This window comes from Pseudomonas sp. Irchel 3F3, from assembly GCF_900187545.1.
GTDB classification, from domain to species: Bacteria; Pseudomonadota; Gammaproteobacteria; order Pseudomonadales; family Pseudomonadaceae; genus Aquipseudomonas; species Aquipseudomonas fortuita.
Genome location: NZ_FYDS01000012.1, coordinates 118,741 through 143,954 on the forward strand (window position 1 = coordinate 118,741; position 25,214 = coordinate 143,954).

A 25,214-nucleotide genomic window follows, 5' to 3' on the forward strand; every position below is an offset into this window, starting at 1 on the left:
GAACCAGTCCGGGGTTTTGCGACATCGCACTGCTCGATCAGTCCTGGTTAGCCAGTTTGTGCTCGAGGTAGTGAATGTTCACGCCGCCTTTGCAGAAACCTTCATCACGTACCAGGTCACGGTGCAGCGGGATGTTGGTCTTGATGCCGTCGACGACGATCTCGTCCAGGGCATTGCGCATGCGCGCCATGGCTTCTTCGCGGTCCTTGCCGTAGGTGATCAGCTTGCCGATCAGCGAGTCATAGTTCGGCGGAACCGAATAGCCGCTGTACAGGTGCGAATCGACGCGTACGCCATTGCCGCCCGGGGCGTGGAAGTGTTTTACCTTGCCTGGGCTCGGGATGAACTTCTTCGGGTCTTCGGCGTTGATCCGGCACTCCAGCGAGTGGCCACGGATCACAACGTCTTCCTGGCGGAACGACAGCTTGTTGCCAGCGGCGATGCTCAGCATCTCCTTGACGATGTCGATACCGGTAACCATCTCCGACACCGGGTGCTCAACCTGCACACGGGTGTTCATCTCGATGAAGTAGAAGCTGCCGTTCTCGTACAGGAACTCGAAAGTACCGGCACCACGGTAGCCGATCTCGATGCACGCATCGACGCAACGTTTGAACACTTCCTGACGGGCTTTCTCGTCGATGCCCGGGGCTGGTGCTTCTTCCAGAACCTTCTGGTGACGGCGCTGCAGCGAGCAGTCACGGTCGCCCAGGTGGATGGCGTTGCCTTGGCCGTCGGACAGAACCTGTACTTCCACGTGGCGTGGGTTGGTCAGGAACTTCTCCAGGTAGACCATCGGGTTGCCGAAGGCAGCACCGGCTTCGGTACGGGTGAGCTTGGCCGAGGAAATCAGGTCCTCTTCCTTGTGCACCACGCGCATGCCGCGACCACCACCGCCACCGGCGGCCTTGATGATCACCGGGTAGCCGACGTCACGGGCAATCGCCAGGGCGACTTCTTCGTCTTCTGGCAGCGGGCCATCAGAGCCCGGTACGGTCGGCACGCCCGACTTGATCATCGCGTCCTTGGCCGAAACCTTGTCGCCCATCAGGCGAATGGTATCGGCTTTCGGGCCGATGAAGGCGAAACCGGATTTTTCAACCTGTTCGGCGAAGTCGGCGTTTTCTGCCAGGAAACCGTAGCCCGGGTGAATCGCGGTGGCGCCGGTGACTTCGGCGGCAGCGATGATTGCCGGGATATGCAGGTAGGAATCCTTGGACGATGCAGGACCGATGCAGACCGACTCGTCTGCCAGGCCCAGGTGCATCAGTTCACGGTCGGCGGTGGAGTGCACAGCGACGGTTTTGATGCCCAGCTCTTTGCAGGCACGCAGGATCCGCAGGGCAATTTCCCCACGGTTGGCGATCAGGACTTTTTCGAGCTTCCCAGACATCGTTGGCTCTCCGCGATTCAAACGACGGTGAACAGCGGCTGGTCGAACTCAACCGGCTGGCCGTCTTCTACCAGGATGGCGTCGATGACACCGCCAACATCGGCTTCGATGTGGTTCATCATCTTCATGGCTTCGACGATGCACAGGGTGTCGCCTTTCTTCACGGTCTGGCCAACTTCAGCAAAGTTCGGCGAGGTCGGCGAAGGCTTGCGGTAGAAGGTACCTACCATTGGCGAGCGGATCACGGTGCCTTTCAGGGCCGGGGCTGCGGCAGCGGCTTCGGCGACTGGAGCAGCAGCGGCAACCGGGGCAGCAGCAGGTGCAGCGGCCATCGGTGCTGGTGCGTAGAACTGTTGGGCAGCTGGGGTCTTGCTGTGACGGCTGATACGGACCGACTCTTCGCCTTCCTTGATCTCCAGTTCGTCGATGCCAGACTCTTCCAGCAGCTCGATCAGTTTCTTGACTTTACGGATATCCATTAATCATCAACTCCCAAAGGTTCGGTCAGGGGGCGAAATTTAAAAAACGTATCGATACGTTTCTATCGAACCCTGGCCCACTGAGGCCAGGGTTTTCATCATTTGGGCTGTGCGTTGGCAGCCAGTTGTTCCAGCGCGGACTCCAGGGCCAGGCGATAACCGCTGGCGCCCAGACCGCAGATCACCCCTACGGCAACATCGGAAAAGTAGGAGTGGTGACGGAACGGTTCGCGTTTGTGCACGTTGGACAGGTGCACTTCGATGAATGGGATGCTCACTGCAAGCAATGCGTCACGTAATGCGACGCTTGTGTGGGTGAAAGCAGCCGGATTGATCAGGATGAAGTCCACACCCTCGTTGCGTGCGGCGTGAATGCGGTCGATCAGTTCGTATTCGGCATTGCTCTGCAGGTACTGCAGATGGTGGCCTGCCGCGCGGGCACGTTGCTCCAGGTCCTGGTTGATCTGGGCCAGGGTCACGGCGCCGTAATGGCCTGGCTCGCGAGTACCGAGCAGGTTGAGGTTGGGGCCGTGGAGCACCAGTAGCGTTGCCATCTGCGGATTCCTTGGATTTGTAGGGCAATTCGACACAGCGCGGCGAGTGTGCCGTAAAGCGACGGCAAGTGTCCAGTTCCCGGCAATAGCCAGCACGATGTCCGAGATTCGCGCGAAGTATGTGACCAAATAATTAAATCTGGTCATCTATTTCAGGATTTTTCCCGGCACGCGGGAAGTTATAGACCTACTTTGCCGCGCACGCGGGCCAGAATTTGCGCGAATTCACCGGCGTTTATCTCGCCAATCACCCGATCAGCGGTAATTTCGCTGCCGTTCGCGGCAAAGAACAGCAGGGCAGGTGGGCCGAACAGCTGGTAGCGATCGAGCAGTTTGCGTTGCTCGGCATTGCTCTCGGTGATGTCGAAACGCAACAGCTTGAAGCCGGCCAGCTGCGCCTGCACCTGCGGCGCGTTGAGCACTTCATGCTCGATCACCTTGCAGCTGATGCACCAGTCGGCATACCAGTCCAGCAGCACCGGCTGGCCGGCCGCTTTGGCCTGGGCCAGTGCGGCGTCCAGTGCGGTGGGGGTGGTGATGGTCTGCCAGGCATCCGTCTTTGCCGCCTGGCTGCTGCCGGTGGCCGCAAGTGCTGCAACGGGCAGCGGGCGAAGCGGGTCGCCTTGGCCACTGAGGGCGCCGTACCAGCAGGCCAGGGCGTATACCAGCAAAGCCAGGCCTAGCAGTTGGGCCAGGCGCTGGCGTGCGGTCTTGACGACGAACTCCAGGGCGCCCAGGAAAAGTGCCACGCCGGCTGCGAGGAACCCCACCAGCAGCAAGGTCACAGGGCCCGGCAGCACGCGGCTGAGCAAGCCAATGGACAGCCCCAGCAGCAGCACCCCGATGGCGTTTTTCACCGTGTTCATCCACGGGCCGCTTTTTGGCAGCCAGGCCGCGCCACCGGTGGCCACCAGCAACAAGGGTGCACCCATGCCCAGGCCCAGGGCGAACAGCTTGAGTGCGCCACCCAGGGCATCGCCGCTGGCACTGATATACAGCAGGGCGCCAGCCAGGGGGGCTGATACGCAAGGCGAAACCAGCAGGCTGGAGAGCACGCCCAGCACTGCCGCACCCAGCAGCGAGCCACCCCGGGTGTGATTGGCGACGTTGTTCAGGCGGTTGCTCAGGGCCTGGGGCAGCTTCAGCTCGAACAGGCCGAACATGGCCAAGGCAAATACCACGAAGAACAGGGCGAAGGGCACCAGCACCCAGGCCGACTGCAGGCGCGCCTGCAGGTTCAGGCCCGCGCCGAACAGGCCCATGAGCGCGCCGAGCGCTGCGAAACTGGCCGCCATCGGCAGCACGTACGCCAGCGATAGCGCCAGCCCGCGCAGCCCACCCACCTGGCCGCGCAGCACTACGCCCGACAGGATCGGCAGCATCGGCAGTACACACGGGGTAAAGGTCAGGCCCACCCCGGCGAGAAAGAACAACAGCAGCGATTTCCAGTTCCAGCCGTGTTCGGCCGTTGCGGGGGCGTTGGCACCGCCTTCGCCATCAATACTCAGGCGTGCGGTTTCCGGTGGGTAGCACAGGCCTTTGTCGGCACAGCCTTGGTAGCCCACCAGCAGGGTGAAGGCACGCGGGTCGGTGCGCGGCAGTTCGATGTCGAGCACGCCGTGGTACACCTCGACGTCGCCGAAGAATTCATCGTGCTTGGCCTCGCCCTTGGGGATGTTCGGCGCGCCCAGGGTGATGTCTGCCGGCTCGGTGTGGAACTGGAAGCGGTGGCGGTAGAGGTAGTAGCCCTCGGTGGCGACGAAGCGCAGCTTGAGGGTGTGCGCGTCGGCCTGGACCAGGCTGAGCTTGAAGGCATCGTGAACCGGCAGGAAGTCGGCGTTGTTGGCCAGCGAAGCGGCGCCGAGGGTAGCGCTGGGGCGGTTGTCGAGCAGGCCCGTGGCGAAGGCAGGGCTGGCCAGCAGCAGGAACAGCAGGAAAAACAGGCGGCGCATGGCGGACTCGCGAGGTGGAACGTGCTGGGCATGATAGCGGAGTTGGTGCGGGTTAGGGCCATGCAGGCGGCGGGGGCGACACATGGCCGCTGGATCATGTGTCGCCTGTGCCGGCCTTTAGCGATCACTGTGGGAGCGGGCAAGCCCGCGAAGCAGGCGGCGCGATGGATGGCACCGGCTGCGCCGGTGTTCGAGGGCATGCCCGCTCCCACAGTTATCACGCATGCTTCCTTAAACCCTGAATGCTCGCACCGCCCGGTTCAGCTCACCGCCCAGGCTGAGCAACTGCTCGCCTTGCACGCGCCCTTCACCAATGCGCTGCAGGTTGTCTTCGCCCAGCTCGTGAATCCGCTCGCTGTGGTCACGAATGTCACTCACCGCACCACTCTGCTGCGCCGTGACATCGGCAATGCGCACCGCTGTGTCGGAAATGGTGCGGATGGCACAGACAATCTCGTCCAGCGCGCCATCCGCCGCCTGAGCCTGGCTGGCCGTAGCCTCGGCATGCTCAAGCTGCGCGCGCATCCCTGCCACCGAACCTTTCGCCGCTTGCTGCAGGCGGTCGATCAGTGCCTGAATCTCGCCGGTCGCCCCCGTGGTGCGCTGCGCCAGCGAACGCACTTCATCGGCTACCACAGCAAAGCCACGGCCCATTTCCCCCGCTCGTGCCGCTTCGATCGCAGCGTTCAGCGCCAGCAAATTGGTCTGTTCGGCAATCGAGCGGATCACTGTCAGCACCCCGCCGATGGTCGCCGACTCTTCCGCCAATTGCTCGATCATGCGGGCGTTGCCTTGCACTTCATCAACCAGCTCGCGCAAGCCGGACAGGCTCTGGCCAATGACCGCCTGGCCCTGCTCCACCGCGCGCCCGGCATCGCGGCTGGCATCGGCGGCGGCGCTGGCATCCCCCGCCACTTGCTGGATGGTCGCCTCCAGTTCACCCAAGGCGTCGCGGATCTGCCCGGTATCGCCCGCCTGGCGCTCGGCGCCGTCGTGCAGGGCAGCGCTCATGCCGGCCAGGGCGTGGCTGCTGCCAGCCACCTGCTCGGCGTTGTGGCGGATGGTACCGACCAGCTCCACCAGGTACTGGCGCAGGCGGTTGAGCGACTCCTGGATATCGTGCAGTTCGCGGTTGGTCTTGCCCAGGGAGATGGCTTGGGCAAAGTCGCCCTCGGCCCAACATGACAAGGCTGGGGCAAGGCTGGTGAGGGTGCGGGTCAGGCGCCGCTGCAAGGTGTCGATCAGCAAGGCGATGAGCAGTATCAGGCCGATCATCAGGCCCTGGATGATGCGCACCTCGGCGGCGATCTTTGCATGCTCGCCGCGTACTTCGGGTTCCAGCGCGGCAATGGCTTGCTGCACCGCCTCCAGGCGCTGACTGGTGCTGGCGGCCAGGGCGGCGCGGCGTTCGATCTGTTCGCGGGTGCGTTGCAGTTCGGCCGGGTAGCGGCTTAGCAGGCTTTGCAGTTCACGCTTCAGGCCCACCGCAATGTCTTCCTGCTGGGCGCTGGCCTGGGTTTCCAGGCCCATCATGGCGGCGAAGTCGTCGGCAACGGATTCGGCTGCGCGGGTCACGCCCAACAACGGCAAGCTGTCGATGGCTTGCGCCTGGGTGCGGATCAGTTGCAGTTCACGCTCTACTTCGTCGGCCAGCTCCGGGCGGCCGCTGCTGACCAGCTTGTCCCTTGCCAGCGACAGGCGACCGAGGTGCACGGTGGCGTCGAGCACTGGCAACAGGTAGCGGTTGGCATCGGCGCTGCCGCTGTCGCGGGCGTAGCCGGCCAGTTGTTCGAGGTTGGCCCCCAGCTCCCGCTCGGCCTGCAACAGCAGGGCTTGCGGGTCACCAGCCAGTTTACCGGCGGCCAGCAGCTCGTTGGCGGTGAAGGCCTGCAGGCTGTCGAGGCTGGGGCGCAGTTTGCCAGCCAGCTCAGTGGGCCACTCGGTCAGGGTGGCCTGAAGCTGCTGGTTGGCCTCCATGGCGGCGGCATGGCGCAGGGCATCGCCGCTGCCAAGGTAGACCTGGATATTACGTGCTGCCTGGTTCTGGAACTGCTGAGACAGGCCCAGGTAGCGCTCCATCATCTGGTAGGGGCGCTCCAGGGCACGCTGCGACCACCACAGGGTGGCGCCCAGGGCGAGACACACCGTTACCAGCAACAGGGTGTTGAAATTGGTCAGCCACTTCAGGCGCATCGCCGCGAACTTCCTGCGCAGGGGAGAGGTAGGCGCCTGAAGTTATTGCGATTTTGTGACGGGGTGATGACGACAGGGGCTTGGTGCCAGAAAAAAGTGGCACAGTGCCTTCATTTGTTTCACCTGCTCCGGCCTCTTCGCGGGTAAATCTGTTTCAAGGCTCCACTCGCACTACGCAATTACGCCCCGCATGCTTGGCCCGGTAAAGCGCTTCGTCCGCTGCACTGGCCATGGTCAGCGCGTCCAGCACCTCATCCAGCTGCACCACCCCGGCACTGAAGGTGCACTGCAAATCCCGCGGCTGCGCCGGGTAGATGATCTCTGCAAAGCGCCGGCGAATCTCGTCCAGCACCTTGTGCGCCGCGTCCAGCGCGGTATTGGGCATGACAATGGCGAACTCTTCACCGCCATAGCGGCCAATGAAATCGGTCTTGCGCAAGCGTTGCTTGAGGAACAGCGCCAGGCTCTTGATTACCCGGTCGCCCATGGGGTGGCCGTGGCGATCGTTGATCTTCTTGAAGTGGTCGATGTCGAGCATGGCAAAGCTCAACGGCTGCTGCTCACGGCGGGCGCGGAAGCTGCAGTCTTCCAGCAGTTGCAGGATGTGGGTGTGGTTGTACAGCCCGGTCAGGCTGTCGCGCACCATGCGCGCCTTCAGGTGCCGGGCGCGGGCGGCACGGTTGCGCACGGTGGTGATCAGGTGGCGTGAGCGAAACGGCTTGGTCAAGAAATCATCACCGCCCTCGCTCATGGCATCCAGCTGCTTGTCCAGGTCGTCCTCGGCAGACAGGTAGATGATCGGCACGCTCACATAGCGGTCGCTGTGGCGGATCACCTTGGCCAGTTCCGGGCCGGTGCAGGCTGGCATGTACAGGTCGAGGATGATCAGGTCGGGCTGGAAATCGGCAAGCTCTGCCATGGTGCGGATCGGGTCGGTCAGGCTACGGGTGACCATGCCGGCGCTGGCCAGCACGCGCTCGGTATGCAGGGCCTGGGTGCGCGAATCGTCGATGATCAGCACACGCAGGGGGTCGTGCGGGGCGGCGTTGGTCAGCAACTCGACCTTTTCCAGCAGGCTGGAAGCCTCCAGGCTGCCGGTGAGAAAGTCCTGGCCGCCGGCGCGCACGGCCGCCAGGCGGGTCGGGGTGTCGGCTTCATGGTGGCTGAAGAACAGCAGCGGAACAGGTTGCGCCACGCCCTTCTGCAGCTGGGTGGCCAGCAGCAGGCCTTGGCCGGCACCGGTGAAGTCGACATCCATGATCACGGCCGAGGGCGGGTATTCGCTGATCGAGGCGAGAAACGCCGCAGCGCTGGGCAGCGCTTGCACTAGCAGACCAAAAAATTCCAGTTGTTGAGCCAGGCGCTGGGCACGCTCGTGGTCCTGCAGCAGGATGTACACCGGTTTGCGCAGGGGCGGCTTGAGCACCTGATCGAGTGGGTCATCCTTGCGCAGGCCGCTACGCGTCAGCTGCTGGGCGGGGCACAGCGGGCTCGGCTCGACTGCTTGGCTCATGTCCTGGCTACTTATAGGTTGGGGTGTGCAGGGGCGATGATGGCTCTATGCTAGCAGCTCTTTTCAAAGACGTGACTGCCCTGTATCAACAAAGCGGCCAGAACGAATATTCAGTTGCTGACTGACAGGTCGCTTATGCGTACGGTGGTGTCTGCTTTATAGTGCTGCCATGCGGGCTTGCCGTGGCACCCTGGCGCAGGCCTGTGGTCCAAGCCCTAGAACCGTCGTGACTGATTAAGGACAAAGCCATGCTGGACTGGAAAAACCGCGAGGCCAAAGCCGAGCCCCGTGAGCGTGTCGACGGCCGCGGCGCTGCCGCCCGTAGCTACCTGGGCGGCCTTTGGAGCCGTGCCCTGGGGACCCTGATCGGGTTGTACCTGCTGGTGTGCATCGGCCTGGGCTGGTACTGGAGCCAGGAGCCGGACCTGTTCCCGGTTCAGCAGAATGCCCAGTCTGCCGCTGAGCGCGGTGGCCAGCAGATGGTGGTGGGCTACACCACCATCGAAACCCTCAAGACCGTGGCCGGTACCTTGCTGAACAAGCCTGGTGGCTACATCTCCAACGACCGCTTCCCGCCAGGGCTGTGGATGGACAACATGCCGAGCTGGGAATATGGCGTGCTGGTCCAGGTACGCGACTTGTCCCGCGCCCTGCGCAAGGACTTTGCCCGCTCGCAGTCGCAGTCCACCGAAGATGCCGACCTGGCCAAGGCCGAGCCGCGCTTCAACTTCGACAACAAGAGCTGGATCCTGCCATCGAGCGAGTCGGAGTTCGAAGAGGGCATCAAGTCGCTGTCCCGTTACCAGACGCGTCTGGCTTCTGGCGACAAGGGTGCGATCTTCTACACCCGCGCCGACAACCTGAACAACTGGCTGGGTGACGTGGCCACTCGCCTTGGCTCGCTGTCGCAGCGCCTGTCGGCCAGCGTTGGCCGGGTCAAGCTCAACACCACGTTGAAGACCGAGTCGGTCGTTGCCGGCCAGGCACCGCAGGTGGACGAGGAGGTGGTGGAAACCCCATGGCTGCAGATCGACAACGTGTTCTACGAAGCCCGCGGCCAAGCCTGGGCGCTGTCGCACCTGCTGCGCGCCATTGAGGTGGACTTCGCCGACGTGCTGGCGAAGAAGAATGCCACGGTCAGCGTGCGTCAGATCATCCGTGAACTGGAAGCCTCGCAAGAGCCGCTGTGGAGCCCGATGGTGCTCAATGGCAGTGGCTTTGGCATGTGGGCCAACCACTCGCTGGTCATGGCCAACTACATTTCCCGGGCCAACGCTGCGGTCATCGACCTGCGTCAGTTGCTGTCGCAGGGTTGAGAATGGCCATCAGCCCAAGCGAGGCCGCCCACCGGGCGGCCTCCGACCGCGAGCTGGTTGCCTGGGTGGACGAAGCCGACCAGGTGCTGGGGGCCTTGCCCCGCGCCGAACTGCGTGAGCGACGGCTGATCGGGCGTTGCACGTTCATCCTGCTGTTCAACAGTGCCGGTGAGCTGTGCGTGCATCGGCGTACCCTGAGCAAGGCGCTATACCCCGGTTACTGGGATGTGGCGGCCGGCGGCATGGTGTCGGCAGGGGAGGCTTATGCCGACTCGGCTGCCCGTGAGCTGGCCGAAGAGCTGGGAATCGAAGGTGTCGAGTTGCGTTTTCACGAGCGGTTCTACTTTGACCAGCCCGACAACCGCCTGTGGTGTGCTGTGTATTCGGCGGTGTCGGATGCGCCTTTGCGTTTGCAGCCAGAAGAAGTAATCGAGGCGCGCTTCATCGGGTTGGAGCAGGCAGAGTCAGAAAGCCAGACCCAATCCTACTGTCCGGACTCTTTAGTGGCATTGCAGCGCTACAAGGCCAGTCAGTCGTAGGCAAACTGGTCGACTAGCCCAAGGCGCGGCACGCGGGTACCTGGCAGAAGCAACGCACCCGGCGCGATGACTGCATTCGCGCCAATTTTGCAGCCATCGCCTATCAACGCACCGAACTTGTTTGCGCCAGTGTCGATGACCGCCTGGCCATGGCGAATCCTGATCATTGCCCCGTCCAGTTCATTGCGGTAGTTGGCGATGATTGCCCCGGCTTCGATATTGACGTTTTCGCCGATCAGCGAGTCGCCGACGAAGTTGAAGTGTGCCAACTTGCTTGAGCTGAGCATGAAGCTGCTTTTCACCTCACAGCCTGGTCCGACAATGCAGTTGCTAGCGATGTATACCCCGCCGCGCAGGTAGGCGCCCGCAGCCACGAAAGCCTGCGGGCCAATGATAATCGGCCCTTTCAGTACTGCACCGGGTTCGACGATGGCCGTTTCGTGAATGGCGCAATCGCCTTCGCGCCGATAGCCCCTTTCGAGCTGCTCAATCAGTGACAGGACGTTGCTTTCACATGTCAGGGTTACCTGCCATGGTGTCGCGTGCGCTACGCCCAGCTTGGGCCACTTGGCAATGAATACGCCGATTTCAGGTATCGTCACGGGCCTGTCTCCTGAGGAAGGCGCCCCAGTTTGCACCCGCGCGGGCGACGACAGGCGCTGAAGTCGCAAAACATTCGCAAAATGGCGCATTCCAGTACTTAGCAACAGCCGGATTTATCGTTACACTGCGCGCCCTTTTCGGGCTGTCGCAAGTCTTGCGGCAGTAGCGCCGCCCCTGCCAGAGTGGGGCTTCGCGGTCGGCCTCAACCCCAGGGCACGACCAGTTTTTGTCCTCAGCACAGAGGAACAAAAGTGGCCAAGAAAGCTTCTTCCTTTTCCGCCCTTGGCGGTCTCGTTTACTCCACCGATGCCGGTCGGCACTGCCCCGACTGTGGCCAGCCGGTGGATGCATGCATCTGCAAGCAGCAAATCATCCCCGAAGGTGACGGCATTGCCCGTGTGCGCCGTGAGAGCAAAGGCCGTGGCGGCAAAACCGTGACCACTGTCACCGGCGTGCCGCTGCCGCCCGACCAGCTCAAAGAGCTGGCGACCACGCTCAAGCGCCGCTGCGGTACCGGCGGCGCCCTGAAGGACGGGGTTATCGAGATCCAGGGCGACCATGTCGAGCTGTTGATCGGCGAGCTGACCAAACAGGGTTTCAAGGCGAAAAAGTCCGGCGGCTGAGGCCATCGCGCGATTTTTTGCCCAGCGCTTTCTAAACTCGTTCCCGTGGTCAGGGTCTATGCCTGAGCACGGATGAATCGTCATTTTCAGCTTTTACACTCGCTCCGCTGCCTGCGGGGCAGTGTCTTCGACTTATCTATAGGGGACTTGAATGTCCGTACGACGCACACGCAAAGACGATGGTAGCCAGTGGACCGTGGCCGACAGCCGCAGTGTTTATGGCATCCGCCATTGGGGCGCTGGTTATTTCGCCATCAATGAAGCGGGGCGCGTCGAAGTGCGCCCCAACGGCCCCGACAGCGCGCCGATCGACCTGTACGAGCAGGTTGACGAATTGCGCCAAAGCGGCCTGTCGCTCCCCTTGCTGGTGCGCTTCCCCGACATTCTGCAGGACCGCGTACGCCAGCTGACCGGTGCGTTCGATGCCAATATCGCGCGCCTGGAGTACCAGAGCCAGTACACCGCGCTGTACCCGATCAAGGTCAACCAGCAGGAAGCGGTGGTGGAAAACATCATCGCCACGCAAAACGTCTCCATCGGCCTGGAAGCTGGCTCCAAACCCGAGCTGCTGGCAGTGCTGGCGCTGGCACCGAAGGGCGGTACCATCGTCTGCAACGGCTACAAGGACCGTGAGTTCATCCGCCTGGCGTTGATGGGCCAGAAGCTTGGCCACAACGTGTTCATCGTCATCGAGAAAGAGTCGGAAGTGGCCCTGGTGATCGACGAGGCCGCCGAGCTCAAGGTGAAACCCCAGGTCGGCCTGCGCGTGCGCCTGTCGTCGCTGGCCTCCAGCAAATGGGCCGACACCGGTGGCGAGAAGTCCAAGTTCGGGTTGTCGGCTGCCCAGTTGATCTCGGTTGTGCAGCGCTTCCGCGATGCCGGCCTGGACCAGGGCATCCGCCTGCTGCACTTCCACATGGGCTCGCAGATCGCCAACCTGGCCGACTACCAGCACGGTTTCAAGGAAGCCATCCGTTACTACGGCGAGCTGCGTGCGCTGGGCCTGCCGGTCGACCACATCGACGTTGGCGGTGGCCTGGGCGTGGACTATGACGGTACCCACTCGCGCAATGCCAGCTCCATCAACTACGACATGGACGACTATGCTGGCGTGGTGGTGGGCATGCTCAAGGAGTTCTGCGACGCGCAGGGCCTGCCGCACCCGCACATCTTCTCCGAGAGTGGCCGCTCGCTGACCGCGCACCATGCCATGCTGGTGATCCAGGTCACCGACGTCGAGAAACACAACGACGACGTACCCACCATCGAGAACAAAGAAGCCCTGCCCGAGACCGTGCAGTGGCTGGCCGACCTGCTTGGCCCGACTGACATCGAGATGGTGACCGAGACTTACTGGCGCGCCACCCACTACATGGGTGACGTGGCGGCACAGTACGCCGATGGCAAGATCAGCCTGAGCGAGAAAGCCTTGGCCGAGCAGTGCTACTTTGCCGTGTGCCGCCGCCTGCATAATTCGCTCAAAGCCCGCCAGCGCTCGCACCGCCAGGTGCTCGACGAGCTGAACGACAAGCTGGCCGACAAGTACATCTGCAACTTCTCGGTGTTCCAGAGCCTGCCGGACACCTGGGCCATTGGCCAGGTGCTGCCGATCATCCCGCTGCACCGCCTGGACGAAGAGCCGCTGCGCCGCGCCGTACTGCAGGACCTGACCTGCGACTCGGACGGCAAGATCAACCAGTACGTCGACGAGCAGAGCATCGAGACCAGCATGCCGGTGCATGCGTTGAAGGAGGGCGAGGACTACCTGCTGGGCGTGTTCCTGGTCGGTGCCTACCAGGAAATCCTGGGCGACATGCACAACCTGTTCGGTGACACCGACTCGGTGAACATCTACCAGAACGCTGACGGCAGCGTGTACCACGCCGGTATCGAGACCCACGACACCATCGAAGACATGCTGCGCTACGTGCACCTGTCGCCGGAGGAGTTGATGACTCACTACCGCGACAAGGTGGCCAGCGCCAAAATCACTGCGCGCGAGCGCACGCAGTACCTGGATGCCTTGCGCCTTGGGCTGACCCGGTCTTCGTACCTGTCGTCGTAATTGCTGGGGCCGCTCCTGCAAAAGCCTGTGCTGCCTTTTGTGGGAGCGGCCTTGCGTCGCGATATGAGGGCGAAGCCCTCACCAGCGTCACAACCGGTAAATATCCGGCCCTGGTCCATCGCACCAATGCCGCTACCTTTGAATGCAATGTTCAAAGGAGGACGACATGCAACGTCCAGGCTCCCATCGTTTACGTGGCGGTCGAGTGTCTGAATCCGGGCGCCTTTATCTGCTCACCACAACCACTCGTAACCGAACGCCGTTGTTCAAGAATTTTCGATTCGCCAGGACCGTGGTCCAGCAATTGCGGTTCAGTGAAGAGAGCAAGGCTTGTCGATCTCTGGCCTGGGTCTTGATGCCTGATCATCTTCACTGGCTTATCGAGCTTGGCCCGACGAACCTGGGGACGCTGATGTGTGGGTTCAAGTCCAGAAGCAGTTGTGCTTTGTACAAGGTGGGCGCTGACAGGCGACATATCTGGCAGACCAGCTTTCATGACCGGGCTCTGAGACGTGAGGAGGATGTCCGGGCGGTTGCCCGCTACATCATCGCCAATCCCATTCGGGCTGGCCTGGTCCGGCGAGCGGGCGAGTATCCGCATTGGGATTGTGTGTGGCTGTGAAACCGCAGGTGAGGGCTTCGCCCTCATTTCGCGACACAAGGCCGCTCCCACATTGACCGGCGTATGCAGGCCTTTTGTGGGAGCGGCCTTGTGTCGCGATGGGCCGCAAAGCGGCCCCAACATCACCGAATCCACTCACCCTTCTGCTGCAACCGCCACCCCACCCAGCCCAACGTCACCGCCCGCAACCCCATGAACCCGAGAAACGCCAACCACAACCCATGGTTGCCGAACCCGCTCATGGCCACCGCCACCGGCAGTGCAATCAGCACCGACACCAACATCGCATTGCGCATCTCCCGTGCCCGGGTCGCGCCGATGAACAGGCCGTCCAGCAAGTAACTCCACACCGCAATCAGCGGCAGCAACGCCAGGTACGGCAGGTACGGATAAGCCGCCGCCCTTACACTGTCGATGTCGGTCTGCAAGTCGATGAACAGGTGCCCACCCAGCAGGAACAACCCGGCAAACCCCAGACTGGTGATCAGCGACCAGCCGCAGGCCACCACCAGCGAACGGCGCAGGGTGTCGCGGTCGCGGGCGCCAATGGCATGGCCGCACAGCGCTTCCACAGCATGCGCCAAGCCGTCGAGTGCGTAGGCCGTCAGCAACAGGCCGTTGAGCAGCAGGGCGTTAGCCGCTACCGTGGCTTCACCCAGGCGCGCACCCTGCACGGTAATCAGCAGAAACACCAGTTGTAACGCCAGGCTACGCAGGAAAATATCGCGGTTTACCGCCAGCAGCGGGCGCCAGGCCTGCCAGCGTTTGAGCGCCGCCCATACGACTTGCCCCGGGTAGGCCCGCAGGGCCGGGCGGGTCAGGGCCAGGCCCAGCAGGGCTGCACTCCACTCGGCGATCACCGATGCCCGCGCCGAACCCAGTACACCCCAATCCAGCCCCAGGACGAACCACAGGTTCAAGACAATGTTCAGCAGGTTGGTCGTCAGCAGGATGGCCAGCGGTGCCCGGGCGTTCTGGGTCCCCAGAAACCAGCCAACCAGCGCGTAACTGGCCAACGCTGCAGGCAGCCCAAGCAGGCGCGTGTGGAAGAAGTCTTCGGTGGATTGCTGCAAGGCTGCGCTGGGTTGCATCGCATGAAGTGCAAGCTGGCTGAACGGCAGGGCCAGCAGGCCGATCACAACGGCAAAACCGACCGCCAGCAGCAACCCTTGCACCAGCACCTGGCGCAACGCTGCACCGTCACCACGGCCAGCGGCCTGAGCGGCGAAGCCGGTGGAGCCCATGCGCAGGAAGCCCATCAGGCCGACCATGAAGGTGAACAGCGTGGCGCCCACCGCCACGGCACCCAGCTGGTGGGCGTGGGGCAGGTGGCCGATGACCGTGCTGTCGACCAGCGCCACCAGCGGCACAGAGATGTTGGACAGGATCATCGGCGCAGCCAGCGCCCAGACCTTGTGATGGGTGGGGCGGTGGCGCCAGTCGGCAGCGAGTTGGGGCATTTGCATTCCATGAGACCTGGGGCCGTTGTGCGCCCCTCCGCGGGCTTGCCCGCTCCCACAGGAAAGTGTTGCTCTTGCGGCCGGCGCCAAACCTGTGGGAGCGGGCAGGCCCGCGAAGGGGCGCACAGCGGCCCCCTTTAACGAATGCCACAGTTTAACGACCGGCAACCATTTAGCGCGACCATGGTCTCACTTGCCGCGCAACGCCCGGGTGCTACACCTGACGTTGAGCTATAGTTGCTGCCCTCACGTACACGCTGCCTAAGAGTTCCTACTCCATGTTCAACAAAGGATTGTTGCTGGCCTGCGCGCTGGCTTTGCTCAGTGCCTGTGACTCTTCGACGCCGGACAAACCGGCGCCGGTCGAGAAACCCGTAGCTACAGCGCCCGTCGAAACCCAAGCGCCCAAGCGCGAAGACCCTGCTGTGCTCGCCAAGCGCTACGAGGGCCGCGAGCTTGCGGTGCTGGATGTTTCTGAAGTGCAGCTCGATGGCGCGGCAACGCTGTCGATCAGCTTCTCCGCACCGCTGGATGCCAAGCAGGACTTCGCCACCAAGGTGCACCTGGTCGACACCGTCAAGGGTAAGCTCGACGGCGCCTGGGAACTCTCCGACAACCAGATGGAGCTGCGCCTGCGCCACCTGGAGCCGCAGCGCAAGCTGGTGCTGACCGTCGACAAGGGCTTGCTCGCGGTCAACGGCAAGCAACTGGATAGCGAGTCGGTCACCCGCCTGGAAACCCGCGACATGCAGCCGACCATCGGCTTTGCCAGCCGCGGTTCGCTGCTGCCCACGCGCCTGGCCGAAGGCCTGCCGGTGATTGCCCTGAACGTCGACAAAGTCGATGTCGAGTTCTTCCGCGTCAAGCCGCAGATGCTCTCGACCTTCCTCGCCAGTTGGGGGCGCAACAGCAGCCTGTACTACTACCAGTCCAAGGAAACCCTGGACATGGCCGAGCTGGTCTATAGCGGCCGCTTCGACCTCAACCCCGCCCGTAACACCCGCGAAACCGTGCTGCTGCCCATCGCCGGCATCAAGCCGCTGCAGGACCCGGGCGTGTACCTGGCGGTGATGCGTGCCTCGGGCACCTATGACTACTCGCAGCCAGCGACCCTGTTCACCCTCAGCGACATCGGTGTGTCGGCGCACCGTTACCGCGACCGCCTCGACGTGTTCGCCCAGGCGCTGGAAGGCGGCAAGGCGCTGAACGGCGTCAACCTCGAAATCCATGACGAGAAGGGCAAGTTGCTGGCCCAGGCAAGCACTGACGGCAAAGGCCACGCTCAGCTGCCGATCACGCCCAAAGCCGATACCCTGATCGCCACCCAAGGTGTGCACACCACGCTGTTGCGCCTGAACACCGCCGCCCTGGACCTGGCCGAGTTCGACATCACTGGGCCCCAGGCCAACCCGCTGCAGTTTTTCATCTTCGGCCCGCGTGACCTGTACCGCCCAGGCGAAACAGTACTGCTCAACGGCCTGCTGCGTGACCAGGACGGCAAGCCTGTCAAAGCCCAGCCGGTGAGCGTGGAAGTGCGTCGCCCGGATGAGCAGGTAAGCCGCAAATTTGTCTGGGAAGCCGACAGCAATGGCTTGTACCAATACCAGTTGCAACTGGCCACCGAGGCACCCACTGGCCGTTGGCAACTGCTGCTGGACCTGGGGGGCGGGCGCAAGCAGGTGTATGAGTTTCTTGTCGAAGACTTCCTGCCCGAGCGCCTGGCGCTGGAACTGAAGGGCAGCAGCACGCCGCTATCGCCCGAGGAGGATGCGCGCATCCAGGTCAATGGCCGTTACCTCTATGGCGCCCCGGCTGCCGGTAATCGCCTGAGTGGCCAGGCCTATGTGCGCCCCCTTCGCGAGGCGGTGCCGGCGCTGCCTGGCTACCAGTTTGGCTCGGTCACCGAAACCGAGCTGAACCAGGACCTTGAGCTGGACGAAGTAACGCTCGATCAGGCCGGCAAGGCGGTGATCGACATCGAAAGCCGCTGGGCCGAAGCCCGCTCGCCGCTGCAACTGACCGTGCAGGCCAGCCTGCAGGAGTCGGGTGGCCGGCCAATCACCCGGCGTCTGGAGCAACCTGTCTGGCCAGCCGAGCGCCTGCCGGGCCTGCGTGGCCTGTTCGATGGCGAGGAAACCAATAGCGACGGGCCGGTGGAATTCGAGTTCCTGGTGGCCGACCGCGATGGCAACAAACTGGCGGCCAACGACCTCAAGGTGCGGCTGATCCGCGAGCGCCGTGACTACTACTGGAACTACTCGCAGAGCGACGGCTGGAGCTACGCCTACAACGAGAAGTTCCTGACCCAGAACGAAGAGACAGTCAGCGTCAAGGCGGGCTCCACGGCCAAGCTGAGCTTCCAGGTTGAATGGGGGCCGTACCGCGTCGAAGTGGAAGACCCGCAGACCGGCCTTGTGTCCAGCGAGCGGTTCTGGGCCGGCTATCGCGCCCAGGACAACGCTGAAGGCGGCGCCGTGCGCCCGGATCAGGTCAAGCTGGCCCTGGATAAGCCGTCATACGCCGACGGTGCCACGGCCAAGGTCACCGTCACCCCACCCGCCGCTGGCAGCGGCTACCTGATGATCGAGTCCAGCGATGGCCCGTTGTGGTGGCAGGAAATCGAAGTGCCCGCCGAGGGTAAGGCTTTTGATGTGCAACTGGACAAAGCCTGGGCACGCCACGACCTGTACATCAGCGCGCTGGTGATCCGCCCGGGTGAGCGCAAGGCCAACGCCACCCCCAAACGTTCAGTAGGCGTGCTGCACCTGCCACTGGACCGCGCCGAGCGCAAGCTGGCGGTGAGCCTGCAGGCACCGGAGAAAATGCGTCCGAAACAGCCGCTGACCGTGAAGGTCAAGGCCGCGAATGCTGATGGCAGCGTACCCAAGCAGGTGCATGTGCTGTTGTCGGCGGTGGATGTGGGCATCCTCAACATCACCGATTTCAAAACCCCCGACCCGTTTGCCAGCCTGTTCGGGCGCAAGGCGTACGGTGCCGACCAACTGGACATCTACGGCCAGCTGATCGAAGCCGGGCAGGGCCGCCTTGCCAGCCTGGCGTTTGGTGGTGATGCGGCGATGGCCAAGGGCGGCAAGCGGCCTAACACCACGGTCACCATCGTCGCCCAGCAGAGCCTGCCGGTGACGCTGGACGACAAGGGTGAGGGCCAGGCCACGGTCGATATCCCTGACTTCAACGGCGAGCTGCGCTTGATGGCCCAGGCTTGGACCGAAGAGCACTTCGGCATGGCCGAAGGCAAGACCGTGGTCGCTGCGCCGCTGATTGCCGAGCTTTCGGCCCCTCGCTTCCTGGCCGGTGGCGACCGCACCAGCCTGGCACTGGACCTGGCCAACCTGTCGGGCCGTGCCCAGCAACTGAACGTCGAAATCACCACCGAAGGGCAACTGAGCCTGGCCACCAATGCCGTGCAGACCGTCGCCCTGGCCGAGGGGCAGCGTTCGACCCTGATGATTCCGGTGCAGGCCCAGGGTGGTCTGGGGCAGGGCAAGGTGCATGTGCGGGTCACTGGCCTGCAACTGCCGAACGAGCCGACCACCGCGTTCGAACGTGAGTGGACGCTGGGCGTGCGCCCGGCCTACCCGGCAATGCTCAAGCACTACCGCGTGGCCTTGAAGGATCAGCCATGGACACTGCCCGAAGCAGACCTGGCTGCGTTCGAGCCCGCTGGCCTGGAGGCCAGCCTGGCCTTGTCGAGCCGGCCGCCGTTGAACCTGGCCGAGCAGATCCGTGCGCTGGAGGCGTACCCTTACGGTTGCCTGGAGCAAACCACCAGCGGCTTGTATCCGTCGCTGTACGCGGACGCCGACAGCCTCAAGCGCCTGGGTATCAAGGGCGAGCCGGCGGATGTGCGCAAGCGCAAGATTGAAATGGGTATCGAGCACCTGCTGGGCATGCAGCGCTACAACGGCAGCTTTGGCCTGTGGAGTTCGGACAGCGAAGAGGAGTACTGGCTGACCGCCTACGTTACCGACTTCCTCTTGCGTGCACGTGACCAGGGTTATGGCGTGCCGGCCGAAGCGCTGAAGAAAGCCAGCGAGCGCCTGTTGCGCTACCTGCAGGAGCGCAACCTGATCGAAGTCGACTACAGCGAAAACGCCGACCATACCCGCTTTGCCGTGCAGGCCTACGCGGCGCTGGTGCTGTCGCGCAGCCAGCAAGCGCCGTTGGGTGCGCTGCGTGGCCTGTTCGAGCGCCGTGCCGATGCCCGCTCGGGCTTGCCGCTGGTGCAACTGGCGGTGGCGCTGGACAAGATGGGCGACAAACCGCGCGCCGAGCAAGCTTTGCAGGCGGGCCTGGGCATCAGCCGTGGCAAAGGCTGGATGGCCGATTACGGCAGCGCCCTGCGTGACCAGGCGCTGATATTGGCATTGCTGCAGGAGAGCAACCTGGCCAGCAGCCAGGTCGACCAGCGCCTGTTCGCCTTGTCGGATGAACTGGCGGCCAACCGCTGGCTGTCGACCCAGGAGCGCAATGCACTGTTCCTGGCCGGCCGTGGCCTGCTGGGCAAGCCGGAAGGCAAGTGGCAGGCACGCCTGGACAGTGCGGGCGAGGTCCGCGCGCTCAACAACGCCGAGGCCGGCATGAAGCTGGAAGGCCCGTTGCTGGCCTCGCCACTGAGCGTACAGAACGAAGGCAGCGGGACGCTGTACCAGCAACTGACCTTGTCCGGTTACCCACGCCAGGCACCTGCGGCCGGCGGCAATGGTATGCAGATTCGTCGTGAGTACCTGGGCATGAACGGCCAGGCGCTGGACCTGCACAACCTGCGCAGTGGCGACCTGGTGTTGGTACACCTGGCGCTCAAGGCCGAAGACCGAGTGCCAGATGCACTGGTGGTCGACCTGCTGCCGGCCGGCCTGGAGCTGGAAAACCAGAACCTGGCGCAAAGCGCCGCCAGCCTGGACAATGCCAGCAGCGCTGTGAAGGAATGGCGCGAGTCGATGCAGAACGCCAGCGTGGTGCATCAGGAGTACCGTGATGACCGTTATGTTGCAGCGCTCAAGCTCGATCGCTACGGCACCACCCACCTGCTGTACCTGGCGCGGGCAGTAACCCCGGGCACTTACCGTGTGCCGCCGCCGCAGGTCGAGTCGATGTACCGGCCGAACCTGCAGGCCGTGGGGGATGGGCAGGGTGAAATGACCGTAAAAGCCCGCTAGAGACCCGCTCTACACGGACCATGTGGGAGCGGCCTTGCGTCGCGAAAGGGCCGCAAAGCGGCCCCGGCAATTCAAGCGGCGAAGCTGAAAGCCTGGGGCTGCTGTGCAGCCCTTTCGCGACGCAAGGCCGCTCCCACAAACACCGCGCAGATCAGCTGAGTCATTCAGTGAATCACCCAGCTCATCACCCACAGCCCCAGCACCAGCCAGATAATCCCGAGGATGATCGAGGCGCGCATGAACGCGCGGATTGCCGAGTACAGCAGCATCAGGCCGATGATCAGGGCCAGGATGCTGACCAGCGAGGTATCCATGCCCAGCGTGCGCGCCAGGCCGTCAATGAAATTGCCACCGGCATTGGCCAGCAGGTTGAACAGCCCGCTCAATGCGTCGACGATGACGCGGATCAACGACCCCAGTGCCTGGCCCAGCCACTCGAAAAAACCTTCTACATGCATAGTTGCTTCCTGATGAACGAATTGGCGAGGTTGCCGTTCCCAAGCCTTTGGCCATTACCTGGCCAGGTCGGTTCCCGATGCCAAGCTTAGCGCGTGCGGGCAGGCTGTTGCGCGCCACGCTGTTTGGCCTGTTGGTGTTGTGCGGCCTGTTGTGGCTGGCTGACCGCCTTTGGCCGCTGCCGTTGCCGGGCGACGATCTGGCCCGGGTAGTGCTGGCCGAAGACGGCACGCCCTTGTGGCGGTTTGCCGATGCCGAGGGGGTGTGGCGCTACCCGGTCAGCCCCGACCAGGTATCGCCGTTGTACCTGCAGGCCTTGCTGACTTACGAAGACCGCTGGTTCTACCGTCACCCTGGGGTCAACCCGTTGGCCTTGGCACGTGCGGCCTGGCTGAACCTGCGGGGTGGGCGTGTGGTGTCGGGTGGCAGTACGCTGTCGATGCAGGTGGCACGGCTGCTTGATCCGCATGACCGTACCCTGGCCGGCAAACTGCGCCAGCTGTGGCGTACGCTGCAACTGGAGTGGCACCTGTCCAAGCGCGAGATCCTGCAGATTTACCTGGACCGCGCGCCTTTCGGCGGCACCTTGCAGGGTGTGGCCGCAGCCAGCTGGGCGTACCTGGGCAAGTCACCCATGCACTTGACCCCGGCCGAGGCGGCGCTGCTGGCGGTGCTGCCCCAGGCACCCAGCCGGCTGCGCCCGGATCGCCACCCCGAGCGTGCCCAGCGTGCCCGGGACAAGGTGCTGCAGCGCCTGGCCGAATACCAGGTGTGGCCTGCGCAGCAAATCCGCGAGGCAGCCGAAGAGCCGCTGGTGCTGGCGCCACGCCAGGAGCCAGCCCTGGCACCCTTGCTTGCCCGGCGCCTGAACAGCGCCGACAGCCCGCCGCTGATCCGCACCACGCTCGATGCAGCGTTACAGCGGCGCCTGGAAGACTTGCTGCTGGGCTGGCGCGCGCGGCTGCCGGAGCGCACCTCTGCCGCCATCCTGGTGGTCGAGGCGCAGACCATGGCGGTGCGTGCCTACCTGGGTTCGATCGAGCTGGCCGACGAGCGCCGTTTCGGGCACGTCGACATGGTGCGCTCGCTACGCTCGCCCGGTTCCACGCTCAAACCGTTTCTTTACGGTATGGCGCTGGACGATGGCCTGATCCATTCCGAATCGTTGTTGCAGGATGTGCCACGCCGTTATGGCGACTATCGCCCCGGCAACTTCTCGATGGGCTTTAGCGGGCCCGTGTCGGCCAGCTCGGCGCTGGCCCTGTCCCTCAACCTGCCGGCAGTGCAATTGCTGGAGGCCTATGGCCCGAAACGCTTTGCCGCGCAGCTGCGCATGGCGGGCATGCCACTGGCATTGCCGCCCTTGGCCGAGCCTAACCTGTCGCTGATCCTGGGCGGTGCGGGCAGCCGCCTGGAGGACCTGGTGGGTGGCTACGCGGCGCTGGCGCGGGGTGGCAACAGTGCACGGGTGCGCTTGCAGCCACAGGAGCCACTGGTGGAACGCCGGCTGCTGTCCCCGGGGGCGGCGTGGATCATCCGGCGCATCCTCAGTGGCCAGGCGCGCCCCGACCGCGACCCGCATGCCGAGCTGGTACAGCGCCCGCAACTGGCCTGGAAAACGGGCACCAGCTATGGCTTTCGCGATGCCTGGTCGATTGGCGTGGGCCCGCGCTATCTGATCGGCGTGTGGATCGGCCGCCCCGATGGCACGCCGGTACCCGGCCAGTTCGGCCTGGCGTCGGCGGCGCCGTTGATGCTGCAGGTGCATGACCTGCTGAGCAACCGCGACAGCCAGCGCGGCATCAGCACACCGGTGGAGCGGGTGCCGGCGAATGTCGGTGTGGCGGCGATCTGCTGGCCGCTGGGCCAGCCGATGAGCAAACAGGACCCCAACTGCCGGCGTCAGCGTTTTGCCTGGACCCTGGACGGCACCACGCCCCCGACGCTGCAAGCCGCCGACCAGCCGCTTGGCCTGGGCTTGCGTGAAAGCGTGTGGGTCAACGAACAGGGGTTGCGCGTCGATGGCGGCTGCCCAGGCGCCAAGGCTCGCGACATCGCCTTGTGGCCGGCACCGCTGGAACCTTGGCTGCCCCGCATCGAGCGGCGCGCGGCGCGGCTGCCGGCCATCGACCCGACCTGCCCACCGCAGGTGCCGGCCAGCGCGCCGCCGCTGTCGATCGTCGGCGTGCGCCCGGGTGACAACCTGCGCCAACCGGTTACCAGTAGCGAGCCGTTGCAACTGCATGTGTCGGCCTTGGGCGGTGGCGGCCGACGCTGGTGGTTCCTCAATGGTCAGCCACTGGGCGAGACCCAGGGGCAGGACAGCCTGCTGGTGCGCTTGCCGCAGGCCGGGCAGGCCGAGCTCAGTGCGCTGGATGAAAGCGGCGAGACGGCGAGGGTGGCGTTCCAGGTCAGCGAGTAGGCGTTCGACGGCAGCCGGGCCAGCACCTACGCTTGCAAATGACGGGTGTGACCGGCTGGTGCCCCGCAACCCGTGGGAACGTGGAGCGCCCTATGCGTCCTCTGGCCGTGCCCTTGTTGTTGCTGCCTTGGGCGCTTGCGGCCCAAGCCGGGTCGTTGCCGGGTTTTCTCGACAGCCATGAGTACGAACGGCGCCTGCCCGACACTGATCTGCCGGTGGACACCTACTGGCCCGTCAGCCCCAACCTGCGATTGCCTGGGCCCAGTGCCGATAGCCTGGCCTGGGCGCCTGCGGATACGCGCGTGATGCTGCACAAGGTGCGTTTCGAAGGCGGTACGGTGTTCCCCCTGAGCGACTTGCGCGAGCACTACCAGCCGCTGATCGGGCACCTCATCACGCTTGGTGAGTTGCAGCAGTACACCGAGCGCCTGACCGAGCGCTATCGGCAGGAGGGGTACCTGCTTTCCTACGCCTACCTGCCCCCTCAGGACTTGGCCGATGGCCGGGTCAATGTCGTGTTGGTCGAAGGTTACATTCGGGACTATCACGTGGCCGGCGATATCGGCCCGGCCAGTGACTATTTGCAGCAGCTGCTGGCGCGGCTGAAAGCCGAGCGCCCGCTGACCCAGGAAACGCTGGAGCGCTACCTGGGGCTCGCCGAACGCCTGCCAGGTGTCTCCATAGAGGCTGAGCTGGCCGTGGCGCAAACCGCTGACGGTGCAGCCCGCCTGAACGTGCAGGCGCGGCGCAAGGCGTTCAACGCCGCCGTTATCGTGACCGACACCAGTCGCGACGATCCGCAGGCGCTGCTGACGGCAAGCAGCAATGCCCAGACCCGCTTGGCCGAACAGTTCAAGGCCAGCCTGTTGCTGCCGCCGGGGGATGACCAGGTCCATTACCAGCGGCTGGACTACAGCCAGTACCTTGACGCTGCCGGTAGCCAACTGCTGCTGTCGGCTTCGCGCTACCGCAGTGATCCGGGCACGCGTATTCGCCTGGACGATGGCCGTGACATTACCCGCAAGCGCGACAGTGAACGCTATGCGGTGGGCCTGCGCCAGCCAGTGATTGTCAGGGCGGATGAATGGATGGCCGTGCAGGGGCACTTGTATGCGGTCAGTGAGCACGTCGAAGACGCACTGGGTGGGCAGCCTTCGGTACGGGACTACGACACCGGTGTGCGCGCCGTTTCCTTTGAGGGTGACTGGCGCACAGTGGACGGCAGGCGCCTGCGTATTGTCAGTGCCGGGGTCTATCAGGGGCTGGATTACCTGGGCGCGCGCAGCGACGCCGGCTACGACATGGACTTTCTGCGGCTCAGGTTGTCGGGGCTGCAAAGTGACCCGCTGTCGCCGCGTTGGCAGGGCGTAGTGTCGGGGGCGTTGTACTGGAGTGACGACCGGCTGCCCGACAGCGAACGGGCTGGCTTTGGTGGGCAGCATTTCGGCCGTGGCTACCCGCGTGACCAGGCAGAGGGCGACAAGGGTTGGGGCGTATCTTACGAGCTGAACTACAGCCTGCGAGATCACGGGCTGGGGTTGGTTCAGCCCTATGCGGCAGTGGATATGGCGCAGGCCTGGCATAACCGGGGCGCGGTGGAGGATGCGCACTTGGCTTCGGCGGCACTTGGCGCACGGTTGGGGGATGGACGCTACTTCAACGTTGCGCTGGAGGTGGCGAAGCCTTTGGCGGATGTGGCGTTGGACAGCCTGGACCGCGGCCCCCGGCTGACCCTGAGTTTGGCTTTTCAAATGTAGGGGGGCGCTTTGCGCCCCTTTCGCGACACAAGGCCGCTCCCACAGGTCCACCGCTATCCTGAGGGTTGCGCGGTGCCTGTGGGAGCG

17 protein-coding genes are annotated in these 25,214 nt (G+C 64.0%); 8 read left to right on the forward strand and 9 right to left on the reverse strand.

What is annotated here, in order from left to right; translation table 11 throughout:
- Positions 1-37: 37 nt before the first annotated feature.
- From accC to CKW35_RS23575, 6 genes are all read right to left on the reverse strand, one after another.
- Positions 38-1,393, reverse strand: coding sequence for an acetyl-CoA carboxylase biotin carboxylase subunit (accC, locus tag CKW35_RS23550; protein ID WP_016484734.1), 1,356 nt, complete (start codon positions 1,391-1,393; stop codon positions 38-40).
- A 17-nt stretch (positions 1,394-1,410) separates the two neighbouring features.
- Entirely contained in the window at positions 1,411-1,872 is a 462-nt protein-coding gene (gene accB / locus CKW35_RS23555; protein WP_016484735.1) for an acetyl-CoA carboxylase biotin carboxyl carrier protein, read from the reverse strand.
- A gap of 98 nt (positions 1,873-1,970) precedes the next feature.
- Entirely contained in the window at positions 1,971-2,426 is a 456-nt protein-coding gene (aroQ, locus tag CKW35_RS23560) for a type II 3-dehydroquinate dehydratase (RefSeq protein WP_003255330.1), read from the reverse strand.
- Positions 2,427-2,605: 179 nt separating this feature from the next.
- Positions 2,606-4,378 carry a protein-disulfide reductase DsbD gene (locus CKW35_RS23565; RefSeq protein ID WP_023048388.1) on the reverse strand — a complete coding sequence of 591 codons (1,773 nt, stop codon included), beginning with the start codon at positions 4,376-4,378 and terminating at the stop codon, positions 2,606-2,608.
- Positions 4,379-4,609: 231 nt separating this feature from the next.
- The gene (locus CKW35_RS23570; protein WP_095116997.1) at positions 4,610-6,571 is read right to left on the reverse strand and encodes a methyl-accepting chemotaxis protein; all 1,962 of its coding nucleotides are present in this window, start codon (positions 6,569-6,571) and stop codon (positions 4,610-4,612) included.
- A gap of 154 nt (positions 6,572-6,725) precedes the next feature.
- Positions 6,726-8,084, reverse strand: coding sequence for a diguanylate cyclase (locus tag CKW35_RS23575; RefSeq protein WP_016484738.1), 1,359 nt, complete (start codon positions 8,082-8,084; stop codon positions 6,726-6,728).
- A gap of 248 nt (positions 8,085-8,332) precedes the next feature.
- Between CKW35_RS23575 and CKW35_RS23580 the strand changes: the two genes are divergently transcribed.
- Positions 8,333-9,400, forward strand: a complete 1,068-nt coding sequence (locus CKW35_RS23580; protein WP_016484739.1) for a DUF2333 family protein — start codon at positions 8,333-8,335, stop codon at positions 9,398-9,400.
- Positions 9,401-9,402: 2 nt separating this feature from the next.
- Positions 9,403-9,939, forward strand: a complete 537-nt coding sequence (locus CKW35_RS23585; protein ID WP_016484740.1) for an NUDIX hydrolase — start codon at positions 9,403-9,405, stop codon at positions 9,937-9,939.
- Here CKW35_RS23585 and CKW35_RS23590 read toward each other — a convergent pair.
- On the reverse strand, positions 9,930-10,541 hold the full coding sequence (locus tag CKW35_RS23590) for a transferase (RefSeq protein WP_095116999.1): 612 nt from the start codon (positions 10,539-10,541) through the stop codon (positions 9,930-9,932). The two genes, CKW35_RS23585 and CKW35_RS23590, sit on opposite strands and share 10 nt — an antisense overlap.
- A 252-nt stretch (positions 10,542-10,793) precedes the next feature.
- Here CKW35_RS23590 and CKW35_RS23595 point away from each other — a divergent pair, with 252 nt between their 5' ends.
- The 3 genes from CKW35_RS23595 (at position 10,794) to CKW35_RS23605 (ending at position 13,852) form a co-directional block, all read left to right on the forward strand.
- Positions 10,794-11,165: a translation initiation factor Sui1 gene (locus CKW35_RS23595; RefSeq protein ID WP_012270332.1), complete on the forward strand. Its 372-nt coding sequence runs from the start codon at positions 10,794-10,796 to the stop codon at positions 11,163-11,165.
- Between the two features lie 151 nt (positions 11,166-11,316).
- On the forward strand, positions 11,317-13,230 hold the full coding sequence (gene speA, locus CKW35_RS23600; RefSeq protein WP_016484742.1) for an arginine decarboxylase: 1,914 nt from the start codon (positions 11,317-11,319) through the stop codon (positions 13,228-13,230).
- Positions 13,231-13,396: 166 nt separating this feature from the next.
- A complete protein-coding gene (locus tag CKW35_RS23605) occupies positions 13,397-13,852 on the forward strand; it encodes a transposase (protein WP_023047815.1) in 456 nt (151 codons plus the stop codon).
- 122 nt (positions 13,853-13,974) lie between these two features.
- Here the strand turns inward: CKW35_RS23605 and CKW35_RS23610 are convergent, their stop codons facing one another.
- Positions 13,975-15,312 carry an MATE family efflux transporter gene (locus tag CKW35_RS23610; protein WP_095117001.1) on the reverse strand — a complete coding sequence of 446 codons (1,338 nt, stop codon included), beginning with the start codon at positions 15,310-15,312 and terminating at the stop codon, positions 13,975-13,977.
- 278 nt (positions 15,313-15,590) lie between these two features.
- Between CKW35_RS23610 and CKW35_RS23615 the strand changes: the two genes are divergently transcribed.
- On the forward strand, positions 15,591-20,492 hold the full coding sequence (locus tag CKW35_RS23615; protein ID WP_095117003.1) for an alpha-2-macroglobulin: 4,902 nt from the start codon (positions 15,591-15,593) through the stop codon (positions 20,490-20,492).
- 164 nt (positions 20,493-20,656) lie between these two features.
- On the opposite strand, the gene CKW35_RS23625 is transcribed toward CKW35_RS23615, so the two are convergent.
- Entirely contained in the window at positions 20,657-20,950 is a 294-nt protein-coding gene (locus tag CKW35_RS23625; protein ID WP_016484746.1) for a hypothetical protein, read from the reverse strand.
- A 77-nt stretch (positions 20,951-21,027) separates the two neighbouring features.
- Between CKW35_RS23625 and pbpC the strand changes: the two genes are divergently transcribed.
- Both pbpC and CKW35_RS23635 read left to right on the forward strand, forming a co-directional pair.
- Positions 21,028-23,370, forward strand: coding sequence for a peptidoglycan glycosyltransferase PbpC (pbpC, locus tag CKW35_RS23630; protein ID WP_095117005.1), 2,343 nt, complete (start codon positions 21,028-21,030; stop codon positions 23,368-23,370).
- A 92-nt stretch (positions 23,371-23,462) separates the two neighbouring features.
- Positions 23,463-25,127, forward strand: a complete 1,665-nt coding sequence (locus CKW35_RS23635) for a ShlB/FhaC/HecB family hemolysin secretion/activation protein (RefSeq protein WP_060519224.1) — start codon at positions 23,463-23,465, stop codon at positions 25,125-25,127.
- The last annotated feature ends 87 nt before the right edge of the window (positions 25,128-25,214 follow it).